Raw genomic sequence first — 19846 nt, forward strand, 5'->3', positions numbered from 1 at the left:
TTTATAGGTACTTACAACTTACATTCTTCTTCTAGATGTAATAGCATTTGGAGTTCGTTTGAAAGGTTTTCGAGTGCTTCACCTACAATCTTTTCCCCTATTTCGAAACTTGCTTTCGTTGCATCCCCAATGCAACCATTAGTCGTCATCTCTTCGTATCGATAAAACCCTTGAATAGCTTTACCAGGTCGTAGCTGCTTCCATCTACCTTCGTTTTGGATGCTTCCTTTAGTAATTTTATTTGGTCTAATTAAGTGAGGAGCCAAGTAAAGTGCTTCTGACACTTCTCGTTCACAGCTGTGACCGAACAATGGCGAGTGAATAGATTCTGAGATTGAAAGTTTGGCAGATGCAGTCGTTTTAGCATAATAGATTTCTGAACCTAGCTCTTCTGACAACATGGTGCAAGCAACATTTAACGTTGACTGATTGCCGCCGTGAGAGTTTAATAATAAAAATTTTTGAATACCATGATGTTTAAGCGATATGATCATATCTTTTAAAATTGCTATAAGAGTAGTCGGTTGCAATGAAATGGTACCTGGAAAGTTTAAATGATGGTGCGAGACTCCCATATTGACAGTAGGCGTTACAATTACATGAGGATACATTTTTTCAGCTAATTTTTCAGCCATTTTCTCAGCTAGTACAGCATCACAGCTTTCAACCATGTGAGGGCCATGCTGTTCGTGTGCACCAATTGGAATTATTGCTAGTTTTACAGTATGTAGTGCATCCTTTACTTCTTCCCAAGTCATCTCAGTTAACAAATATGATTTCATATTTTCACCCCCTTTCATAGTTGTATTCGCTTACAAAAACTTCAACTTTCGTCCTATGAATTCAACCTTTAAATTAAAGAGGTATTTTGTATACCTAGATGATGCAAAAAAATTACTGTGCATTTACTGGCTTTGCAACTTTCGGTATTGGGGCGTTTATATTTTCTTGTGAAATGACAATATCATCTTTGATCGTTAACTGACAGCATAATCGAATGCCTTCTTCAACCTTTTCACCTAGCATTTTCTGCTCTTTCCAGTTTGGCGGATCAAGCTGTTCTGCTCCTTCTAGCACTCTACATGCACATTTTGTACATTTACCCATCCCGCACCCGTATTTCAGTTTCGGGAATTGACGGATGCCTGCCAACACTACTAAATTAGTGTGATCACGCACTTCTTGCTCAATAATTTCTCCTTCTACATGCAAGCGTACTTTTGGCATATGTATCCCTCCAATGTAATTTTCTTAAAATTTCAAAAATTTAATCTGATTATAATTCGAATTTTTTAGAAAGTAAATACTATTATTTATTTGGAAATCTTTAACATTAAGTGTTTTGTCTATTCAAAAAACTTTTATAGTAACCGTTCATTGTTTTTATTAAAAATTCAGAAAATTATTATTGATTAATATTTTTTTCTGTATTACACTATGAATAGAAATTTGGTATACAAAATACCTTATGCTCAATACTACATAATTAGATGAGGAGTGTGCAAAGATGGGTAAGTATATTGTTTTGACGAATAAAGACACGTTTCAAACTATTGTAGATAACGAGGGATTAAAGGCAATCGAAACATACCACTTCTACTTTTTTAACGAACTAAAGGCTAAATATACAATTGCCGAAGTGTTAGACGACAATATTAAAATTAAACTTTACGAAAAGTATGAAGGAAAAGAATACGTGAATGATATTCGTGTAAAGTTCTTTGAGACATTTGAAACGATTGAAGCAGCACTAGAAGAGTTATACGAAATAGTAAAAGCTCAAGGAAACAGCGAGGACTCTCAGCATTCCAAATTAGTGAAGTCGGACGTACTAACTGTATAGATTACATTGAAATAGCACTGATCCAGTGCTATTTCTTAATTTTACAATAAAAAAAGACAACTATCCTAATGTTGTCCTTTGGATCCCTCTAAATAAGCCACTCTAAACCAAACAAATAAAACATTACAATGAGTAAATAACTAATTGTATATGGTATATTCCAATTCGATACTTTAAAGGAGCTCTCTTTAACAATGCTCGACATTAATCCAATCGTCGCATTGTATGGCCCTACTAAAAACGCAGAAATGGCTCCGGCAAGTAATGACACAGTTAAAATATACGGTGAAATACCTAAGCTTTGTGGATCAAGCGCTTCAGCCATTAACGTCAAGGTTACTGCAGGATGTAGCCCTGTAAACGCAAATGATAACGGAATTAATGGTAATAGAATTAAAAATACCTCTGGTCCTACAATATCTTTAAAATGAGTGACTGCTATGTTTACTGTTTCATTTATATTCGTTCCTTTTACAACGGAAATAAAAAAACCCGCTGACAAAAAGATAAAAAATTGGTCTTTCATTTTAAAGGAATAGGAATGAAAATATTCTTTTAAACTATGTAAAAATGCTTTTTGTTGCTTAATGAGAACAGACCAACCAAGAGCAAATGGAATTACTAGAATTGATACGATAATCACAAAAGAATAAGAAAAAAGATGTTCTGCAAATGAAATGATGAGATTGAATAGAATAATAGCTATGAAAATATGAAAAACTCTTCTTTGAGGAGCTACACTTTCTAGTGAAGCAGCAGTTTCATCTTTTACTAAATCATTTCTATGTCCTTTCGTAACACTTTTCCGTGAATTCCTTGACGCCAATACCCAATCTAACACAATCCCCAATATACTTAACGGTAATACATATGGCAATATAGATATCCATCTTACCCCAGTTACGCCAATTACGATACCTACGATTGGTGTAATTGGAGCCCATAGTAGAGGCATCGCAAATCCATGTGTAATAGCTCGACTCATAAAACGATCTTCTTTTTTTATAGAAAAAAGACTTAAGGATGGTTGAATAGAATAGTAAGTCATTGGTAGAGTTGCCAAGTTCATAAACATACTTAAAAAGTAAGATATTCCTGATGTCATTATGTACAACTGGCCAGATGTGTTTACTTTCTTCTGTATGATCGCTTGAATGCCCTTTGCATATCCTCCCAGTTTAACCGGAAAACCTAATATTGGAATTACTGCAAACATAGTAAGCAAATCCAGCATTGGACCGAATGAAAGGATATATTCTTTTATACTCATATTGCTTCTCCAAAGAAGAATACATCCTATAAGTAAAAAAATACTCCCTATTGTTCTAACGAGCGATTTAACTGTAAACATTGTATAAAGAACAATAAAGGCACAAATAGAAGAAATAAAAAATTGTAAATCCCAATGGAACAAAGAAGAAAATAAATATAAAAAAATTACTAATCCAAACACATACTTCAACATTGTATCACCATCCTCTCTTCAATCTTGGTATACCAAAAGATATTAATCAGTATATTTTACAAGAAATTATACCATAAATACCTAGTTTTGGTATACAATTTTATCTTTTTCTGTTTTTCACTGAAAAGATTGATATAAGTTATAGGTAAATACATGTTAAGCTTTGACTTTAATAAGGTTATTTTTTTTTAAATTACTTTAAACTTTATAAAATTATATAATTCCTTAAAAAAGCACAATCTTGATCTAGTTTTAATGTTATTATATTCAAATTCCAATGTGTTTAACCAAGTTCAAGTAGTGTACAATTTTAAAAAACCTTACCGCATTTCGATAAGGTTTTTTACTTGCCTTTTAGATTTTCTCACTTGAATTAATTTACATAAAAAAAAGAGATAATAAATGTATCAATCCCCTTATTAATGTAAAAGATAAAATTAAGGGAGGTGTCTTATAATGGCAAAAGATGTACTATGCGAAGTTGATAACTGTAAATATTGGGCTTCTGGAAACAAATGTAGTGCGGATTCCATTTATGTTGTAAGCCATAAAGGGAAACAAGCTAAAAACAATGCTGAAACAGATTGTAAAACATTTGAAGCTGGAATGTAATTGTCTTAAGGGTAACCTACTTAGAAGGTTGCCCTTTCTTATTTATAGTATTGATAATAACTATCATTTTCATTCAAATTTATTCCAATTATTTTATATTATTTACATCTCGATCTTGGATCTGTTTCAATTTAATCATTATTTAATGCTACATATCAAAAAAATTATCCCTTTCAACTTTACACACTCTTAATGCGAAGGATTCATACCAGTCTTTTTTTCCACGTTCTTGAGCAACTTTGTGAGCTGCGTGTTCTTTCCATGTCTTAATAGCATCTAATGACTCCCAATATGAAACCGTTATCCCCATTTCATGATCACGAGCGCTTTCAACTCCTAGGAATCCTTGTTGACTAGATGCAAGTTCAACCATTTTCTCAGACATTTTATTATACCCATTATCTCCATCCGTTCTTTTAGAACAAAAAATTACAGCATAATATGGAGGTTTTGGCGTTTTTGCAAATGAACTCATTTTTATCCCACCTTCTTCTATTAATCATATTTGATGAAAGAATTAAATAACATAGTCAAATTCAAAAAATGTAAATAAAAAAGCGATACTCAAGGTATCGCTTTCAAATATTACTCAAAAATATAAGGATTTCCGCTTATGTTATTTCTCATTTCGTCTGTTACTTGAATATCCTCTTGTTGAGAGTTTTGTTCTAATACTTCATTATTAATTCCACTACCATCATAATGTGCTGGTTTATTTTCCATTAAAATCACCTTCTAATTAATATTAGTTTTATGCCGTAAAACTTCATTATTAGAATATCCAAATCTGAAAAATAAATTATAAAAACGATGCAATAAAAAACGCATCGTTTCATTTTTTTATATTAATTTAGTCTCATTCACTTTATTTGTTAAAACAAAAGAATAAATAGCAGAAATTAATGCAAAAATAACAATAATTCCTCCTACTAAAGCATTCATTGTTACTGCATATTGAGTAATTAGGATCCCACCTAAACTTGAACCTAAAGCAATTCCCGTATGAGAAAAAGAGTTATTTAATCCAACTTGAATATCAGCCGAATCTTTTGCCACCCTCGCTAGACTATCTTGAACTGCTGGACTAATTGACCAAGATACAGTTCCCCAAATAACAACTATAATAAATAAACTAATAATTGAACTAGGAGCGAATGTTAAAATTAAAATAGAAATAGCTAATAACCCTAAATTAAATACTAATGTTTTACTTCCACCAAATTTATCAGTAGACCAACCACCTATCCATCCACCTAAAATCCCTGCCATACCAAATACAAGTAAAACAATACTGATCATGTTAGTAGATAATCCCATCGTTTTCATTAAATAAGGTGTAAAGTAAGTATAAATTGTAAAATGTCCTGTTAATTGTAAAAAAGAAATTAGTTGAATCGATAAAATACGTTTATTTTTTAGTGTTGCTACTTGCTTAACCAATGGGATTGTAGGTTGACCTTTAACTTTCGGTAAGAATTTATAAATCCCCAGCATAGCCAATAAGCTTAATAAACCGACTAAAACAAATGTCATTCTCCAACCGAAGTTTTCACCGATCACTGTACCCAATGGGACACCAAAAACTAGAGATGAACTGATTCCCATAAAAATAACTCCAATTGCTCTACCTCTAATTTCAGGCGAAACGATGTTTGTTGCAGTCGTTATTGAAACAACAATTACAACCGAGCAACTTGCTGCAAGTATAATACGTGCGATTAATAAAACAGCGAAATTCGGACTTATGATGGAAAGAATATTTCCAAAGAAAAATACTGCTAATGCGAGTAATAGTAATTTTTTACGTTCTATTTTTGAAGTGATCGCTATAAAAATAGGAGCTCCAAAAGCAAATACTACTGAAAAAATTGAAACTAGTTGACCAACCGCACCAACTGAAACATGTAAATCCCCTGCAATCATAGACAGTAAACCTGTAATAATAAACTCAACGGTTCCTGCAACAAATGTTGCAATAGCTAAAATATATATACTTTTATGCATTGCTTAACTCCTCAAGTATGATCCAATTCATTCATAATATTTTTTTGTCACATTAATTTATTATATAGATATAACTAAAAATGTCTATGCAAAAAAAAACGAACCTACTTTAGATTCGTTTTGAACTTACTCTTCGTTATTGTCTTTATTTGATTTAATTAGTTTTATACTTTGATCTTCTTTATTTTCAACTAGATGTTGTAAGATGGATAATTTATTTGCCCAAAATTGCTCGTAATATGATAACCATTGTTTAATCTCTAAAAATGCTTCTGGTTGTAGTTTATATCTTCTTTCTCTGCCAACTTTTCTTCCACTAATTAATTCAGCTTCTGAAAGGATATGGAGATGTTTTGCAATTGCTGTTCGACTCATTGGAAAATTACTGGATATCTCTGAAATCGGCAATTCATTATTAGCTAATAATTTAAGTACTTCTCTTCTAGTAGGATCGGCTATCGCTTGAAATACGTCATATTTTTGTGCAGAACTGGACACTAGTTTTCAACAACCTTTTTAAGCTTCTGAATAATACCAGCCCAACCACCATTCATATTGTCGCGTACTATACCACTTTTTTGGTTTGGTTTTGGAAGAATTTCATTAGCAGTTTTCCATCCACTATGGATTAACGTAAATTCAGTTTGATCCCCTAAATCTTTTAAATTAAATGATACTACCCACCCATCAACATCCCAAGAAAACGCTACTCGATTTGGTTCATCAATTTCTAAAACTTTACAAGGTGATGGACCGAATGGACCTTGCAAATGAAACTCGTGACCTACGACTGGTTTAAAATCATTTGGCATGAACCATGCAGATATACCTTCCGATGTTGAGACGACCTCCCAGACTTTTTGAATAGGTGCATTATATATTAGAGTTTGTTTAATATCTTCAACTTGGTTTTGTACGCCCATTTCAATCCTTCTTTCTAGTTAATATAAAACCTTTTGGTTATATTTGAAATTATATACAACCATTTGGTTTCATGTCAATCGAATTTTACGTACTTATTTTTTCCTTAAGTTATTAAATTATTATAAATCGAAAAACTGCCTTACATTATGAATTTTCCTTAAATAACAAGAATATGTTATTAGTTGCAAAACGCTTTCATACATACTAAACTAATATAACAGGCTATGACTCAGCTTCCTTCTACACTCAAATTTAGAATTTATCTAGCGGGTCTCTTTCCTGTATTCCTTATCAGAATTGATAAGGTTACGAGGCTATATTGAATCTTCCTTCTATTAGGTTTGTACTCTAAGTACTTTTTCTAGATTCAATAATTTCCTCGTTTTTTTTATTATAAAATTTGGAGGCTATACATGAATCAAACAAACATCCTTTTCCGAAGAAAAAATTCCCTCTATATCGAAAAACAAGAAAACAACCTCCCAAAACCATTACTTGCAACAGCCTTGAAGCAACTTGAAGCGTTCGGTTATACTTTTTCACTTGAGCTTATTGAAATTTTACAAACATGGAACGATCAAGAATTTATAGCTTGGTTTATAGATTTCAAAGAAACTATTTCTAATGAATTAGGCTATAATGTTGACCATATTCCTTTTTACAAAAACTTTCCTAATGACGTAATGAAAATTGATGAAGCTAAAATTTATATCAATAGTTTGCTGTATTATATATTTGATGTTCAACCTCTTACTCTAATTCAAAAACGCCCACCACTTAGACATAAAAAAAATCTAAAAATAATTAATCTTGCAAAACAAGATGATCTAATTCAAATTATTAAAAGATTAATTGATAGTACTGGTACTTTTAAACCCCAAGACATTGAGGATATTCAATTTGTACTCTTAGCTCAAAATAAACCACTAAATTTATTACCGGAACTATTTTTATCAAAAGAAAAAATGGTTATAGTCCTAAAACTATTGTATCAATCAAAAAAAATAAGCGATAATGAAATCGCAAATTATTTAAAAACGGCAACAGATATATTACGCTTTTGTGTTGTATTAAGTGATGGTGATCCTTCGTTAAGCATGAATACTAAATTTAAATCATTTAGTAGAAAAGAGCGTAAATTCGTACTTTCATTATTAAATGAAATCCCTCATGCAATTGAAGAAATGGTTAAAAGACGAAACGTATGGATAAGAATTGGAGAAAAACTACATCCTGGTGAATATTCGAAGCGTTTTCCTCATGCTGAAAAATTATTTAATATCCTTAGAAACGAAAAACAAGTAAGTACATACCAAAGTAAAATCACTAAATACTTAATTGAAAAGAATCTCACTAAATTAACAAGTGAATTAATAAAACGTCCTGGAGAGTTTGCTAGAAAACTAGATTTTGTTTTACGTTCATTTAGTAAAGAAAATGATCAACAATATATTGTTTCACAGTTTTCAATCGTTTGTAAGGATGTTGCAACTCCGGTTCTATTGAGTCTATGGAATCATTTTAATAAACGTAATGATGAGAGAAGAATTCGCACCTTTTTTCCAAAAGGAAATATTGCTAAACTCTATGCAATTGAAAATAATATAACAAAACTTAGTGAAGTTATTATCGACACTGTTTTAAATGTTGTTAAAAAAACTTTGTCTGTACGTTTTTCTGTTAAAGAACCTCTTGGTAAAGTATGGATCGATGAATCCTATCGTAACTTTACATTACCTAATGGATTGCGCTCGGCAAGTAAATCACTTAAAACAATACCTCGAGGTTCACATATTCCGATTGGTGAAGGTGAGATAATTAGATTCTTTCTTTATTGGAAAGAAGGAGATGTAAATGGAGTACATACAGGAAATGTCGATATTGATTTAAGTGCAGTATTTTACGATGATAATTTTAATTATATAAGTGATATCTCTTACTATGAGCTAAAAAGTAAACAGCTTAAATGTTATCACAGTGGTGATTTCACAAGTGCTCCTAAAGGGGCTAGTGAGTTCATAGACTGCCATATTCCTACACTTAAAAATAATGGGATTCGTTATGTTGTATTAAGTGTAAATAGTTTTTCAGATCATTCATTTTGTAATTTACCTAGTTGTTTTGCTGGATGGATGCTAAGAGACGATTTCAAGTCAGGTAAGGTCTTTGAGCCAAGTACTGTAATGGATCGCTTCGATCTAGCAAATGATCAAAAAATAAGTATTCCACTAATTTTTGATACTTTCGAACAGAAAGTTATTTGGTGTGATTTAGGTTTACAAGACAATATTGAGTACTATAACAACGCAAAAAGTAATTCGAATAGTTTAGCAATATTAACTGAAGCTATGACTGAAAAGAATAGTATTTGTCTTTATGAACTATTAGAGTTACATGCTGTTGCCCGTGGTGAGCTTGTAACAAATAAAGATGAAGCAGATACAGTGTTTTCATTCAATGAAGAAGTTACACCATACCGTTATGATTTAATAGTAAGTGAGTTTATGAGCTAAGTTTTATCCCCCAGACAATTTAATAAAGTCTGGGGAATATTTAGTCTCCACTAATCATTGTTATAAATTCAGCATGCTCAGTACAAAACTTATTTTCCTCTTTAAATCCAAAATTTTCATAAAGCCGAATCGCTCTTTTATTAAACTTAGCAACTGATAATCTGAATGTAAAAAGATTAGTCGTTTCATGAATTCTTTCAAGAATAAACTTGAAAAATTCACTCCCAAATCCTTTCCCCGTTAAATCTGGTCTAAGCCCTAAACCGATATCAACCATCCTTTTTTCATAAACACCAAACTCGTTCCCTTTTGGTACTTGAGCTGATAGACCGATACAATAAAAGCCTATTAAGTTCTCATTTTGGTCAATAACTACTGAATACTGACTATTTACTAGTTCATCTAGTCCTTCTTGACTTAATTCATTATTATAAAAATCGTAAGGGGGAGCATAGCTCCATTTAAGAATTTCTTTAGCGTAAGACTCTGTCATATTACTAATGTATAATTCCATGATTTCTCCTCATTTTTCTACTTGTTAAAACTGCAAAAATAAAAAGCATTACTCATTTAAAATAGAGTAATGCTAGATTTAAATTAAGGTCAATCTAAACTTAATAACCTAATCGAGCTTAATAAATTTACGAAACTACCCTATTTCTAACAAAGAAGAATACTCCGATATTAATTAATAAAATTCCTAAAAATGCTGCTAATAATAACTGAATACCTGAAATTACACTTGCGTTATCACTAGCATTAAGGATCCACCAAATACTCGCAATGCCTAAGATAAATAGATTAATATTAAATGCAATCGACATTGTAGCTAATACATTGTGTGTTTTATTTTGCATTTTAACCTCTACCCAAACAGATAAAATCAAGGATACGAAAATAATACTAAGGAATTCAATAAACTGTAGATTCATTTCTTATTCCTCCTAAATTTTATTTGGCAATCAACTTACTATTAGGTTATTCTTTTGATTCGTTATAAAAGAATAAATTCCTTCCAAAAAATAGCATTATCATTTTAAATAAGGACTTGTACCTATAACTTTTGGTCTAAAATCTATTGAACTTAAATAAAATGGAACTTGTTCAATAAAATATCAAAATCCTCATCACTCAATAAAAAAGCAATCTTTTCACAAAGATTGCTTTCTTTTTTTATTTATTTTTCATATTGAGTCCAACTAGATCCATGAATCTTATTTGAAACATCAATTATTTTCTTCTTAACTCTTTGTTCTTCAGAGCCTTTTAAAAATAATGGTTGGTAATTGTTTCGGCTCGATACTGAAGAAATTGAAAATGGAACAACTCTTATTTCTTTTTGATTTGTGAGTACTCCATTATTTAGATGAAAAGTTTGTTGGAAAACAAATGTATCTTTATCTTTTGGATTTTTATTTCCTCCGAACATAAAATTCCCTAAACTATATACAATAAATTTACCTTTATACTCTTCAATTCCTTGTACAACATGTGGGTGATGGCCGACTATTAAATCCGCTCCATGGTCGATTGCATAATGGGCTAAATTCTTTTGAGTACTATTCGGTACATAGTCTCGTTCGATCCCCCAATGGAAATGGATTAAAATAATTTTCACACCACTTTTTCTTAAATTTTGTATATCATTATTAATTTTAATCCTTAATTCAGGTGAATCATTCCAACCTTCATAACCTAGTGCAGCAACTTTAACACCTTTAATCGTTGGTACATATTGGTCGTTATAGCCAAAATAACCTATCTTTTCTTTTTTCAAATTGTTAATCGTATCTTCAAATCCTTTATGCAAATAATCATGACTATGGTTATTAGCTAAATTGACCGCTTCAATACCACTTAAAGTTAATATTTTGGCATAAGAAGGATTACCTTTAAAGCGAAATGTTTTAGATGCTCTTATTTTTGCATTCGTTAACGTCGTTTCTAAATTAACAGTTGATAGATCATCTTGTTTAAAGATATTATTTAGCCCTTTAGTAAAATAAGCTAATCCATTTTTATTTGCTTCTGCTGGAAAAGAATTAATATATTGAAAATCTTCATCTGATCCAAGTGTAAAATCGCCAGCTGCACTAATTTTTATAGTCGTTTCTATGTTTTCTGGTTTTGCCGTATTATTATTTTCTGGTTTTTGAACTGGTGGCTTTATAGCTGGCTTTTTAATCGATTTTGGTTTATCTACTACTTTATTTTTAGTCTCGTTTTTTACTAAATTGCTTTCTTCATAAACTTTCTTATAAACAAAATAACTAAATCCTGATATACAGCCAAATAGAACAAATATCATAATCCAAATAAATAATTTTTTACTATTTCTTTTTTCAGTATTTTTATCCTTCCGACTCCTCATATGTTTTTATTTCTCCTTTTTATATCTTTGCTAGAAATATATTTTCGATTATTAGTTAAATAAAAAAATTGTATTTCTTTTTAGTACGGATGCCTGATCCTCCCCTACTACATTTAGACAAAGATTTTACATAAAATCGCTCAAAATATTCATAACGAAAGCTCGTCAACTGACGAGCCTAAGCGAAGGCAAAAGGCGTAGTTGCACTTATACTTTTTTCCTAAAATTGGTTACCACGTGGAGTATGACTCCTCGCTTCCAATTTATACTTACTTAAAGTGAAAAAAGAGAAAGTGAGCTTTCCCCTCACTTTCTATAGAAGAAACTATTTTGTTTCTTAATTTTTCAACGTTAATACATATGCCACAAATTCATTTTGATTTTCTTTTAACATCACTTTAGAAACCAATATTTTTTTACCGGATGGACTCCAAGTAATTGGCCCAGCAATCTCGTCTAAATCAGTCGATAATTGTGTTATCTTTCTAGATTTGACATCGATCACGAATAATCCTCTTTCTCCCTTATCTTCCGAAATTACGGAAAAAGCCAATGTTTTGGAGTTTGGCGACCAACCTGCACCGAAAATTTGAGTTCCAGTAGCTAAAGATACGGTTTTCCTTCCATTTTCATCGGTAATAAATAACTCTCTTTTCGTTGCTGCAATTTTTCTAACAATAGCGAATTGCTTTTGATCTGGAGATGGAATAACCCATTCAATTTTTTGCTCGTTGTATTTTTTTCTTATTAAATTAACTTTATCAGAGTTAGCATCAATCTTTTTTACTTGTCCATTTAAACCAGCCGAATACATTTGCTGAAATATTGTTGAATAAATGATTGTCTGATTGTCGATCCATCGTCCTTCTGTCGCAAATGCATAAATGGTATCAGGCTCTGACACTTTAACCTTTCCAGTTCCGTCAGAATTTATAATAAAACCTGTACCAGAATTTCCATCCTCTGTTTGCTTATAGAAAATATGCTTTTTATCAGGTGAAATAACGGCACCTACTTGATCATGCTCCTCACTTGCTAATACTTTTGATTTGTTTGTGTTTAGATTATATGAGAATAAATTAATGTGATAAGTATAATCACCATTATCTGTCATTACTGATTTTGGTAATTTCGTATTTTTTTGCTCAGTTAAAATTGTATGATCATCCAACCAATCCGTCCCACGAATACCCTCATAACGATCTATTTTCTCAAGAGCTAACTCGTTTGTTACAACCTCTTCATTCTCTGTTAATACAGTAATTTTTTTATGTTTTTTTTCAATTACTATATCTTCATTTTGACTTTGACATCCAGATATTAATAGTATTGTACTAACTAGAAAAAATACTTTGATCATGTACTTTTTAAACATCACATCACCTTCCTACATTCGTACAAATTTTATGATACGTTTAGAATGTTTCTATTTTTACCATATCATGTTTCCAATTTGTAAACTTTTACTTCGCTAAGGGAAATGTAATGATAAAATTTGATCCGCTACCTTCTCTCGATTCAACATGAATCGTACCATTTTGCTTTTCAATTAAATCCTTAGTTAAAGCAAGCCCTAAACCCGATCCTCCAGATTGACGAGAACGGTCTTTATTTACGGTAAAAAATGGTTCAAATATTTTTTCCACTAATTCCGACGAAATACCAATACCCGTATCTGATATATTAATAACTAAACTGTTATTTTCAATCCTATTCGAAACGTATATCTCACCATTTGTTTTATTATATTTAATAGCGTTATCTAATAAATTCATAATGATTAATGTAAAACTTTCTTTATCAATAAGAATCGTTGCATATTCAAAATTTGTACGGATCGATAAACCAAACTTAGTCATTTTCCCTTTCATTCTTAAACAGATATCTTCTAAAAGGGAATAAACATCGACTTTTTCTTTTACAATTTCAAAGTCATATTTCTCAAGTTCTGCAAGCTTTAATATTTTTTCAACCATATCGTAAAGACGAAGTGATTCTTTTCCTATATTACTTATTGCTTCTTCTAATAATTTTGGATCATCCGAATACATGTCTAATAAATCAATATAAGCCCTAATTACAGTCAGTGGCGTTTTAAACTCATGTGTAATCGATCCAATAAACTGCTTTTGTTGTTTTTCTAAAACTTTAAGCTTTTCAACAGCTAATTGCAGATTTTCTTTTTCTTGTTGAATGCCTTTTATATTATTTTGAATTTCATTACTCATGTAGAAAATTGCTTGGCTTAAATAACCCAACTCATCTTTTCGACTTAAAGTAGAACGGTCTGGATAGTTTCCTAATTGAATTTCCTCCGTTACTTTTCTAAGTTTTAAAATACTCATAACAAGAGAATTAAAAAAGAAATAACCTATGATAAAACTAAGAATTGTAGTTACTAAACCTATTTTAATAAACAGGTTAATTGTATTATCATAAAATTTCTGATTATTAATTAATAAATAATCGAACTGGACAACCCCAATTTGATTATTAGCATTATAAATTGGAGCAAAATAAGATAATGTTTCACCGCTCTCCTGGTATGCAATTTTACCTTTTAGCGCATAACTTAAGGTATCTCCTACATCTCTTGTAGATTCTAAAGGAAGAGAATCTCCTACAACTTTTCCAGACATATTAAAAATTGTGACATGAAGACTACTAATAATCCCGATCTGTCTAGCAATTTCCCGACCATATCGTTTGAAAAAATCTTGAGGATTCTCTGATGTTTGGCTTAAATAAACTTGCTTTACATATACATTTGCTAATTTACTTTGCCTAGCAAGTGTTTCTTCAGTTTGTTTTTGCTGGTCTTGTTTGATACCTTGTAAGACTAATATACTTAATACAATGACAGTTCCGATTAATAACATCGCTAAAAATAAGCTCGACTTAACTTTAATACTCAGTTTCATTTATTTTCACTAGATATCTTATATCCGACTCCAAAAACAGTTTGAATCAAATGTTGATAAGAATTGCCGAGCTTTTTGCGTAAACGTTGGATATGAATATCGACAGTTCTCGTTCCACCGATATACTCCATTCCCCACACTAAATCTAATAATTCATCTCTGCTAAAAATTCGATCCATATTTGAAATTAATAAAACAAGAAGGTCGAATTCTTTAGGGGTTAATTCTATATTTGTACCATCAACTGTCACTTTTCTCTGAGCAGGGATTACTTGTAGCTTGTTAATTGAAATACTCTTTTTTTCATCGGGTGTTGATTGTTTTTTTAATCTTCGAAGTAAAGATCTAGTTCTAGCAAGTAATTCCCTAATATCAAACGGTTTTGTTATATAATCATCGGCCCCAAACTCTAACCCTAAAACCCGATCAATAATATCATCCTTAGCTGTAAGTAAAATAATACCAAGTCCTTCTTTATTTCCTATTTGTTTACATAAGTCTAAGCCGTTCATTACAGGCATCATAATATCCGATATTAAAATATCTGGATTAAAATCTGGAATCTTATCTAATGCTTCTTTTCCATTAAATGCGTTTTCTACGATAAATCCTTCTCTACGAAATGCGTAAGTTAATGGATCGACAATACTTTTTTCATCATCAACAATTAATACTTTTCCTTGCAATTACCTCACCTAAATTCATAATTTATATTTTTATTTTTATTTACTTAAACTATATTTTTGGATTATTAATATTTTCCTTAGAAAAATTATAGATGGCTCGGTACTGAATTACTAAACGTTTTATCTATAAATGCAAAAAATTTACATCTTGGAAACATCTTGTTCTTTTATTTATTCTTTGTTCTTATCATTAATTAGTTTGGACAATATTCTAGTCCTTTATCTGACATCATACATTTAGTAATGAGTACAAATGGGAGGGAGGTAGGAACTAAAGCAAATAACTAAATTCCTTAAAAAACTACTAAAATTTTATAACTAGAAAGGAGGTAACGTTGTCTAATTGTTTGCTACCAAACCATAAATTCATGATATAATTATTTTACCTACTGTGAATCTAGGATGCTCGCGAAAGTGGCATCGGCATTGGGTAGAACCATGATAGTGAGTAGGCATAATAACAGACGAAAACCAAGTCAATGAATAAAAAAGTTGAGAATGATCACGTAAACGATCACTCCACTATGTAGGATTCGTTGTATCCGAATTTACGCCCTTGGAGTGTTAAACCAAACGAGAGTAGCTTCGGCAAAATTGGACACGTAGAACAGGGAAGCAAACATGAATTTATAGATATTATAGATTAATGGCAACGGGATTCCATGGAAAGTTACCATATTCGAAATATACAAGATAAATGTAAAAAATATAAATACTGCCATGTAGTATTTCAAACTTCTGAAAGAGCTTTATTAGAAGGGATTCTATTAGATAACGACTCGAATAGTGCGAACTTACTTGTTCTAGAAGACCTTGCTGCACCAGAGTCACGTTTTTTTGAAGTAAGTCAAAGTGGTGGCGAAACTTTTAGTCCTAGATACCGAATGTATAAAAAGGTCACTGTCCCACTTTCTTCCGTTGTATCAATATACTTATTTCCATATTACTACCCAAGCTATCCATATATTTATCAAAGAAATTATCATCCTCAATAAATAAAAAAAAGCATCTAGTATAATAGATGCTTTTTCATGTTAGATTTGAAGTTTTATTCTGCTAAAATTGCATATATCGATAAGGGTTTGATTTCATTAGAAGTAATAGACTCTTCTAGCATTTTTACTTCTGATCGAATCAATCCATTTAATTTACTAGGCATATTCTCAATATTATTAAGTTCACTTTCGAAATCGTCTAACGCCTTATTAACTTCCCATCTACCATCCTGTAATTTTGGAGAGAATATAGATGTTTCATTCATTATATTCCATCCTGAAACTTCACAAATATTTTTTATATCATTCGGAGTAAAAAGGGTGCGAATGTTTGATTCACTATTTTGTTTTAATGACTCATATTGAGCTTGAATTAAAATAGATAATAAATGTGGGTATTGCTCAATTGAGCTAATTCTTGTATCCCATTCGGCAAAGCATAATTTTTTACCCCATTTTTTAATCTTTTTTAAGACAGCAATAAATTCTTCATGTGATTTTAAATACCAGGAACAGTGAGACATCACAATATAATCAAACTCATTTTCATAAAAATCAACAGTTGGTGATAATATGTCAACTTCAAAATCCATCTTTAATTGTTTACCTAAATTCGATTGTAATAGAAAGTCTGCTGAATCTCCTAATGAAATTGGACTTCCGTATGTTCTTGGGCCAATATCGATTCCATGAACAAATCCATTTTCACCGACAATATATGCTAAAACGGCAGTCGTATCTCCTTGACCACAGCCTATTTCTAATACTTTACTACCCTTTTCTATATTCCAAAACTCAACTAATTTAAAACGATGTTCTGTTTGAATTCTTTGTATATCAGACATCCCCTTACCTGATGCCATACAATCAATAACTGATTCAACTGCATTTTTTAGCATTGAATTCCTCCTTAGCGATAAAAGTTTTTATGAAACTATTTTTCTACTACTTTCAAATTGATTTTTTTTATTAATCTAATTTAAAGTTTACCTCTCCTACACCTAAATCCACATTTATTGTTAATTTAACATCAGCGTTTTCGTACGCTTCATTAACATAAACACCATTTCCTTTCGAAATTAAATCGACTACATTTGCCTTGCCAATCCCCTTACTTAAATTGATCTTTACACCCACATCAGAAGGTAACACGATGGTCGTTTTTCCAACCCCTGTTTCAATATTTGCTTCGAAGCTTTTATTCCAGCTTCCACCTAAATTAACATTAAGTTCCCCGACTCCAGCCTCGATTTCTAAATCATTTAAATTCAGTCCACGTAAATCAAGATTTGTTTTTGATGCGCCTGTATTAACATCTAAATCAATCGGAAGTTTATTCGAAATTTTCAAATTCCATTCATTCTTTAATTTACCAATTTTCACTTTTGGAAAATGCTTTTTAGATTGGTCAATTCTTACTTCTCCTGTGGAATCTTTAAGCTTATATGATACATCTGGATTAAAATATTTATTGTTATATTCGATCGTTCCGTCTATCCAATTTTTTGTACCTTTTGAAACGTTCATGACTCCGGCACCTAAATCTAAACTAACATCTAACTTTTTAGCTTGATCTTTATGAATAGAAACAGTTTCTTCTTTTACCTTTTCATTGTTAAAAATTGAGCAACTTGCCAGAACGAATACCGAGGTAATCATTAATAAAGCAGAAATAATAAATTTTTTCATTTTTTAACCTCCAATTAAAAACTTCTAATAATCACATTTTATGGAAATTAAAAAATCTAGATAACATCCTGCAGTATCAATCCGTCTACGACCAAAGTATGAAAGTAAATAAAGTACGAGTTATCCATTAATAATTATTAGATTTTTTCACAGCATTCTCCTTTAATTGTTAATAAAAAGATTAATAATACCAGCTAAAATTAATCATTCCTTCAAATTCAAATCAATTACATACGTTTTCTTGAATGCGAATAAAATGTAATGAAGGAATTGTAAAGGAGGAGAATATATGACAAGTTCTCCACTAACAACTGATCAAATGATTTCAATCATACAAAACGGCCTTAGAAAAACTGAATCCTCAAAAAAAGTAATTATTGTAGGCGCTGGCATGGCCGGTTTGACTGCAGCTTCATTATTAAAGGATGCAGGACACCACATCACAATTATTGAGGCAAATGATCGAATTGGAGGTCGTGCTTATACTTTGCGTCCCCCGTTTAGTGATGGGTTATATTTAAATGCTGGTCCATTACGAATCCCAAATGTCCATCATTTAACTTTAGAGTATATTAGAAAATTCAAATTGCCAGTAAATGAATTTATTAATGAAACGCCAAACGATATTATTTATGCAAATGGAATAAAAACGAATCAAGCTAACTATAAAAGCAATCCCGACATTTTAAATTATCCTGTAGCACCAAACGAAAAAGGAAAAACTTCAGATGTATTATTGGATCAAGCATTGCAGCCATTTATCAATTTTATTACTCAAAATCCATTAACTAATTGGGAAATAGTCGAAAAGAGGTATGGTAATATTTCTTTTGGTTCTTTTTTAAATTCGTACTTTTCAATTGGTGCAGTTGATATGATTGGGGTGCTCCTTGATTTTGAAGCATTTATGGGAATGTCCTTTTTAGAAGTATTAAGGGAACAGGTCACTTTTAAATCTGCAACGAAATTTTATGAAATAACAGGAGGAATGGACCTATTACCAAAAGCGTTTATTCCTCAATTAAAGGATAATATACTATTAAATCAAAAACTGACTAAAATTATTCAAAATGGTAATTCCATAACAATCCAAACAACTGACAATAAAACTGCAAACCAATACATTATGAACGCAGATCTTGCCATCATTGCTATACCATTTTCACTCTTAAGATTTGTGGAAATTGAACCATTCTATTCGATTTCTTATTACAAGCGAAAAGCAATTCGCGAAATAAACTACATGTCAGCAACAAAAATTGGAATTGAATTTAAAAGTAGATTTTGGGAGAAATATGGTCAATTCGGTGGTATGTCTACAACCGATTTGCCTACCAGACTTTCACTCTATCCTAGTACTGGAATTGGCACCTCAGGTCCAGCTGTTGTAAAGGCAAGCTATACGTGGGCAGATGAGGCGCTAACATTGAGCGCCTTAACTGAAGAAGAGCGCATTCATTATGCTTTACGGGACTTGTCTAAGATTTGGGGAAACCAAGTTTATTCTGAATTTGTAAATGGAACGTCCTTTAGCTGGAGTCAAAATCCATTTTCTGTTGGTGCCTTTACATTTTTTGAACCGGGGCAAGAGGAAGAACTGAATTCTTATATTTCTTCTCCTGAAGGTAGATTACACTTTGCAGGTGAACATACTTCCCGGTCCCATGCTTGGATTCAAGGTGCTATTGAATCTGGTATACGGGCTGCCAATGAAGTGAATAGCATTTACTAAACTACTTAAAAGTAAGAGAGACCGGGTAATCACTGCCCGGTCCGATTTTATTCTAACAAATATTTTTCATTTTTACTTTTCACTCATCGAA

General features: G+C 31.4%; 21 protein-coding genes. 5 read left to right on the forward strand and 16 right to left on the reverse strand.

Translation table 11 applies throughout. The features are described from left to right. Positions 1–11: 11 nt before the first annotated feature. Both ABEY15_RS20530 and ABEY15_RS20535 read right to left on the reverse strand, forming a co-directional pair. Positions 12–782: a creatininase family protein gene (locus ABEY15_RS20530; RefSeq protein ID WP_429891923.1), complete on the reverse strand. Its 771-nt coding sequence runs from the start codon at positions 780–782 to the stop codon at positions 12–14. Between the two features lie 112 nt (positions 783–894). After that, on the reverse strand, positions 895–1227 hold the full coding sequence (locus tag ABEY15_RS20535) for a 2Fe-2S iron-sulfur cluster-binding protein (RefSeq protein ID WP_429891924.1): 333 nt from the start codon (positions 1225–1227) through the stop codon (positions 895–897). 280 nt (positions 1228–1507) lie between these two features. On the opposite strand from ABEY15_RS20535, the gene ABEY15_RS20540 reads away from it, so the two are divergent. Next, positions 1508–1843, forward strand: coding sequence for a hypothetical protein (locus tag ABEY15_RS20540; protein WP_069033298.1), 336 nt, complete (start codon positions 1508–1510; stop codon positions 1841–1843). Positions 1844–1931: 88 nt separating this feature from the next. On the opposite strand, the gene ABEY15_RS20545 is transcribed toward ABEY15_RS20540, so the two are convergent. After that, a complete protein-coding gene (locus tag ABEY15_RS20545) occupies positions 1932–3113 on the reverse strand; it encodes a hypothetical protein (RefSeq protein WP_429891925.1) in 1182 nt (393 codons plus the stop codon). 651 nt (positions 3114–3764) lie between these two features. Here ABEY15_RS20545 and ABEY15_RS20550 point away from each other — a divergent pair. Then, positions 3765–3920, forward strand: coding sequence for a DUF1540 domain-containing protein (locus ABEY15_RS20550; RefSeq protein ID WP_088012223.1), 156 nt, complete (start codon positions 3765–3767; stop codon positions 3918–3920). A gap of 148 nt (positions 3921–4068) precedes the next feature. Here the strand turns inward: ABEY15_RS20550 and ABEY15_RS20555 are convergent, their stop codons facing one another. The 5 genes from ABEY15_RS20555 to ABEY15_RS20575 all read right to left on the reverse strand — a co-directional run bounded on the left by ABEY15_RS20555 (position 4069) and on the right by ABEY15_RS20575 (position 6847). After that, positions 4069–4395, reverse strand: coding sequence for an antibiotic biosynthesis monooxygenase family protein (locus tag ABEY15_RS20555; protein WP_429891926.1), 327 nt, complete (start codon positions 4393–4395; stop codon positions 4069–4071). Positions 4396–4505: 110 nt separating this feature from the next. Next, complete coding sequence (locus ABEY15_RS20560) at positions 4506–4643, reverse strand: hypothetical protein (protein WP_429891927.1); 138 nt, start codon at positions 4641–4643, stop codon at positions 4506–4508. A 117-nt stretch (positions 4644–4760) separates the two neighbouring features. Then, a complete protein-coding gene (locus tag ABEY15_RS20565; RefSeq protein WP_429891928.1) occupies positions 4761–5924 on the reverse strand; it encodes an MFS transporter in 1164 nt (387 codons plus the stop codon). Between the two features lie 126 nt (positions 5925–6050). Beyond that, positions 6051–6422, reverse strand: coding sequence for an ArsR/SmtB family transcription factor (locus ABEY15_RS20570; RefSeq protein ID WP_429891929.1), 372 nt, complete (start codon positions 6420–6422; stop codon positions 6051–6053). Further along, a complete protein-coding gene (locus ABEY15_RS20575) occupies positions 6422–6847 on the reverse strand; it encodes an SRPBCC family protein (RefSeq protein WP_429891930.1) in 426 nt (141 codons plus the stop codon). The genes ABEY15_RS20570 and ABEY15_RS20575 overlap by 1 nt, the downstream gene beginning before the upstream one ends. 414 nt (positions 6848–7261) lie before the next feature. Between ABEY15_RS20575 and ABEY15_RS20580 the strand changes: the two genes are divergently transcribed. Further along, the gene (locus tag ABEY15_RS20580) at positions 7262–9361 is read left to right on the forward strand and encodes a TerD family protein (protein WP_429891931.1); all 2100 of its coding nucleotides are present in this window, start codon (positions 7262–7264) and stop codon (positions 9359–9361) included. Between the two features lie 40 nt (positions 9362–9401). Here ABEY15_RS20580 and ABEY15_RS20585 read toward each other — a convergent pair whose 3' ends face one another. The 6 genes from ABEY15_RS20585 to ABEY15_RS20610 form a co-directional block, all read right to left on the reverse strand. Next, a complete protein-coding gene (locus ABEY15_RS20585; RefSeq protein ID WP_429891932.1) occupies positions 9402–9875 on the reverse strand; it encodes a GNAT family N-acetyltransferase in 474 nt (157 codons plus the stop codon). A 127-nt stretch (positions 9876–10002) separates the two neighbouring features. Continuing rightward, complete coding sequence (locus ABEY15_RS20590) at positions 10003–10293, reverse strand: hypothetical protein (protein ID WP_429891933.1); 291 nt, start codon at positions 10291–10293, stop codon at positions 10003–10005. 245 nt (positions 10294–10538) lie between these two features. Next, positions 10539–11732, reverse strand: coding sequence for a CapA family protein (locus ABEY15_RS20595; RefSeq protein WP_429891934.1), 1194 nt, complete (start codon positions 11730–11732; stop codon positions 10539–10541). 337 nt (positions 11733–12069) lie between these two features. Next, positions 12070–13107 (reverse strand): hypothetical protein, encoded by a 1038-nt coding sequence (locus ABEY15_RS20600; protein WP_429891935.1) that lies wholly within the window; start codon positions 13105–13107, stop codon positions 12070–12072. An 88-nt stretch (positions 13108–13195) separates the two neighbouring features. Further along, positions 13196–14653 carry an ATP-binding protein gene (locus tag ABEY15_RS20605; RefSeq protein WP_429891936.1) on the reverse strand — a complete coding sequence of 486 codons (1458 nt, stop codon included), beginning with the start codon at positions 14651–14653 and terminating at the stop codon, positions 13196–13198. Then, complete coding sequence (locus ABEY15_RS20610) at positions 14650–15339, reverse strand: response regulator transcription factor (RefSeq protein WP_098861482.1); 690 nt, start codon at positions 15337–15339, stop codon at positions 14650–14652. The genes ABEY15_RS20605 and ABEY15_RS20610 overlap by 4 nt, the downstream gene beginning before the upstream one ends. Before the next feature lie 662 nt (positions 15340–16001). Between ABEY15_RS20610 and ABEY15_RS20615 the strand changes: the two genes are divergently transcribed. Further along, positions 16002–16334, forward strand: coding sequence for a hypothetical protein (locus tag ABEY15_RS20615; RefSeq protein WP_429891937.1), 333 nt, complete (start codon positions 16002–16004; stop codon positions 16332–16334). Between the two features lie 53 nt (positions 16335–16387). On the opposite strand, the gene ABEY15_RS20620 is transcribed toward ABEY15_RS20615, so the two are convergent. Together ABEY15_RS20620 and ABEY15_RS20625 are read right to left on the reverse strand one after the other, a co-directional pair. Continuing rightward, the gene (locus ABEY15_RS20620; RefSeq protein ID WP_429891938.1) at positions 16388–17233 is read right to left on the reverse strand and encodes a class I SAM-dependent methyltransferase; all 846 of its coding nucleotides are present in this window, start codon (positions 17231–17233) and stop codon (positions 16388–16390) included. A gap of 70 nt (positions 17234–17303) precedes the next feature. Further along, on the reverse strand, positions 17304–18023 hold the full coding sequence (locus tag ABEY15_RS20625) for a toast rack family protein (RefSeq protein ID WP_429891939.1): 720 nt from the start codon (positions 18021–18023) through the stop codon (positions 17304–17306). Between the two features lie 289 nt (positions 18024–18312). Here ABEY15_RS20625 and ABEY15_RS20630 point away from each other — a divergent pair, with 289 nt between their 5' ends. Beyond that, entirely contained in the window at positions 18313–19755 is a 1443-nt protein-coding gene (locus ABEY15_RS20630) for a flavin monoamine oxidase family protein (RefSeq protein WP_429891940.1), read from the forward strand. Positions 19756–19846: the final 91 nt, after the last annotated feature.

The sequence above is a fragment of the Gottfriedia acidiceleris genome (assembly GCF_050457485.1).
GTDB classification, from domain to species: domain Bacteria; phylum Bacillota; class Bacilli; order Bacillales; family Bacillaceae_G; genus Gottfriedia; species Gottfriedia acidiceleris_D.

What these genes read in the sequence shown, in the direction of transcription:
- ABEY15_RS20535 (WP_429891924.1), bottom strand. Translation starts at nt 1,227, where the DNA reads ATGCCAAAAGTACGCTTGCATGTAGAAGGAGAAATTATTGAGCAAGAA.
- ABEY15_RS20540 (WP_069033298.1), top strand. Translation starts at nt 1,508, where the DNA reads ATGGGTAAGTATATTGTTTTGACGAATAAAGACACGTTTCAAACTATT.
- ABEY15_RS20560 (WP_429891927.1), bottom strand. Translation starts at nt 4,643, where the DNA reads ATGGAAAATAAACCAGCACATTATGATGGTAGTGGAATTAATAATGAA.
- ABEY15_RS20585 (WP_429891932.1), bottom strand. Translation starts at nt 9,875, where the DNA reads ATGGAATTATACATTAGTAATATGACAGAGTCTTACGCTAAAGAAATT.
- ABEY15_RS20550 (WP_088012223.1), top strand. Translation starts at nt 3,765, where the DNA reads ATGGCAAAAGATGTACTATGCGAAGTTGATAACTGTAAATATTGGGCT.
- ABEY15_RS20530 (WP_429891923.1), bottom strand. Translation starts at nt 782, where the DNA reads ATGAAATCATATTTGTTAACTGAGATGACTTGGGAAGAAGTAAAGGAT.
- ABEY15_RS20575 (WP_429891930.1), bottom strand. Translation starts at nt 6,847, where the DNA reads ATGGGCGTACAAAACCAAGTTGAAGATATTAAACAAACTCTAATATAT.
- ABEY15_RS20630 (WP_429891940.1), top strand. Translation starts at nt 18,313, where the DNA reads ATGACAAGTTCTCCACTAACAACTGATCAAATGATTTCAATCATACAA.
- ABEY15_RS20555 (WP_429891926.1), bottom strand. Translation starts at nt 4,395, where the DNA reads ATGAGTTCATTTGCAAAAACGCCAAAACCTCCATATTATGCTGTAATT.
- ABEY15_RS20615 (WP_429891937.1), top strand. Translation starts at nt 16,002, where the DNA reads ATGGAAAGTTACCATATTCGAAATATACAAGATAAATGTAAAAAATAT.
- ABEY15_RS20565 (WP_429891928.1), bottom strand. Translation starts at nt 5,924, where the DNA reads ATGCATAAAAGTATATATATTTTAGCTATTGCAACATTTGTTGCAGGA.
- ABEY15_RS20620 (WP_429891938.1), bottom strand. Translation starts at nt 17,233, where the DNA reads ATGCTAAAAAATGCAGTTGAATCAGTTATTGATTGTATGGCATCAGGT.
- ABEY15_RS20600 (WP_429891935.1), bottom strand. Translation starts at nt 13,107, where the DNA reads ATGTTTAAAAAGTACATGATCAAAGTATTTTTTCTAGTTAGTACAATA.
- ABEY15_RS20545 (WP_429891925.1), bottom strand. Translation starts at nt 3,113, where the DNA reads ATGAGTATAAAAGAATATATCCTTTCATTCGGTCCAATGCTGGATTTG.
- ABEY15_RS20580 (WP_429891931.1), top strand. Translation starts at nt 7,262, where the DNA reads ATGAATCAAACAAACATCCTTTTCCGAAGAAAAAATTCCCTCTATATC.
- ABEY15_RS20625 (WP_429891939.1), bottom strand. Translation starts at nt 18,023, where the DNA reads ATGAAAAAATTTATTATTTCTGCTTTATTAATGATTACCTCGGTATTC.
- ABEY15_RS20595 (WP_429891934.1), bottom strand. Translation starts at nt 11,732, where the DNA reads ATGAGGAGTCGGAAGGATAAAAATACTGAAAAAAGAAATAGTAAAAAA.
- ABEY15_RS20590 (WP_429891933.1), bottom strand. Translation starts at nt 10,293, where the DNA reads ATGAATCTACAGTTTATTGAATTCCTTAGTATTATTTTCGTATCCTTG.
- ABEY15_RS20605 (WP_429891936.1), bottom strand. Translation starts at nt 14,653, where the DNA reads ATGAAACTGAGTATTAAAGTTAAGTCGAGCTTATTTTTAGCGATGTTA.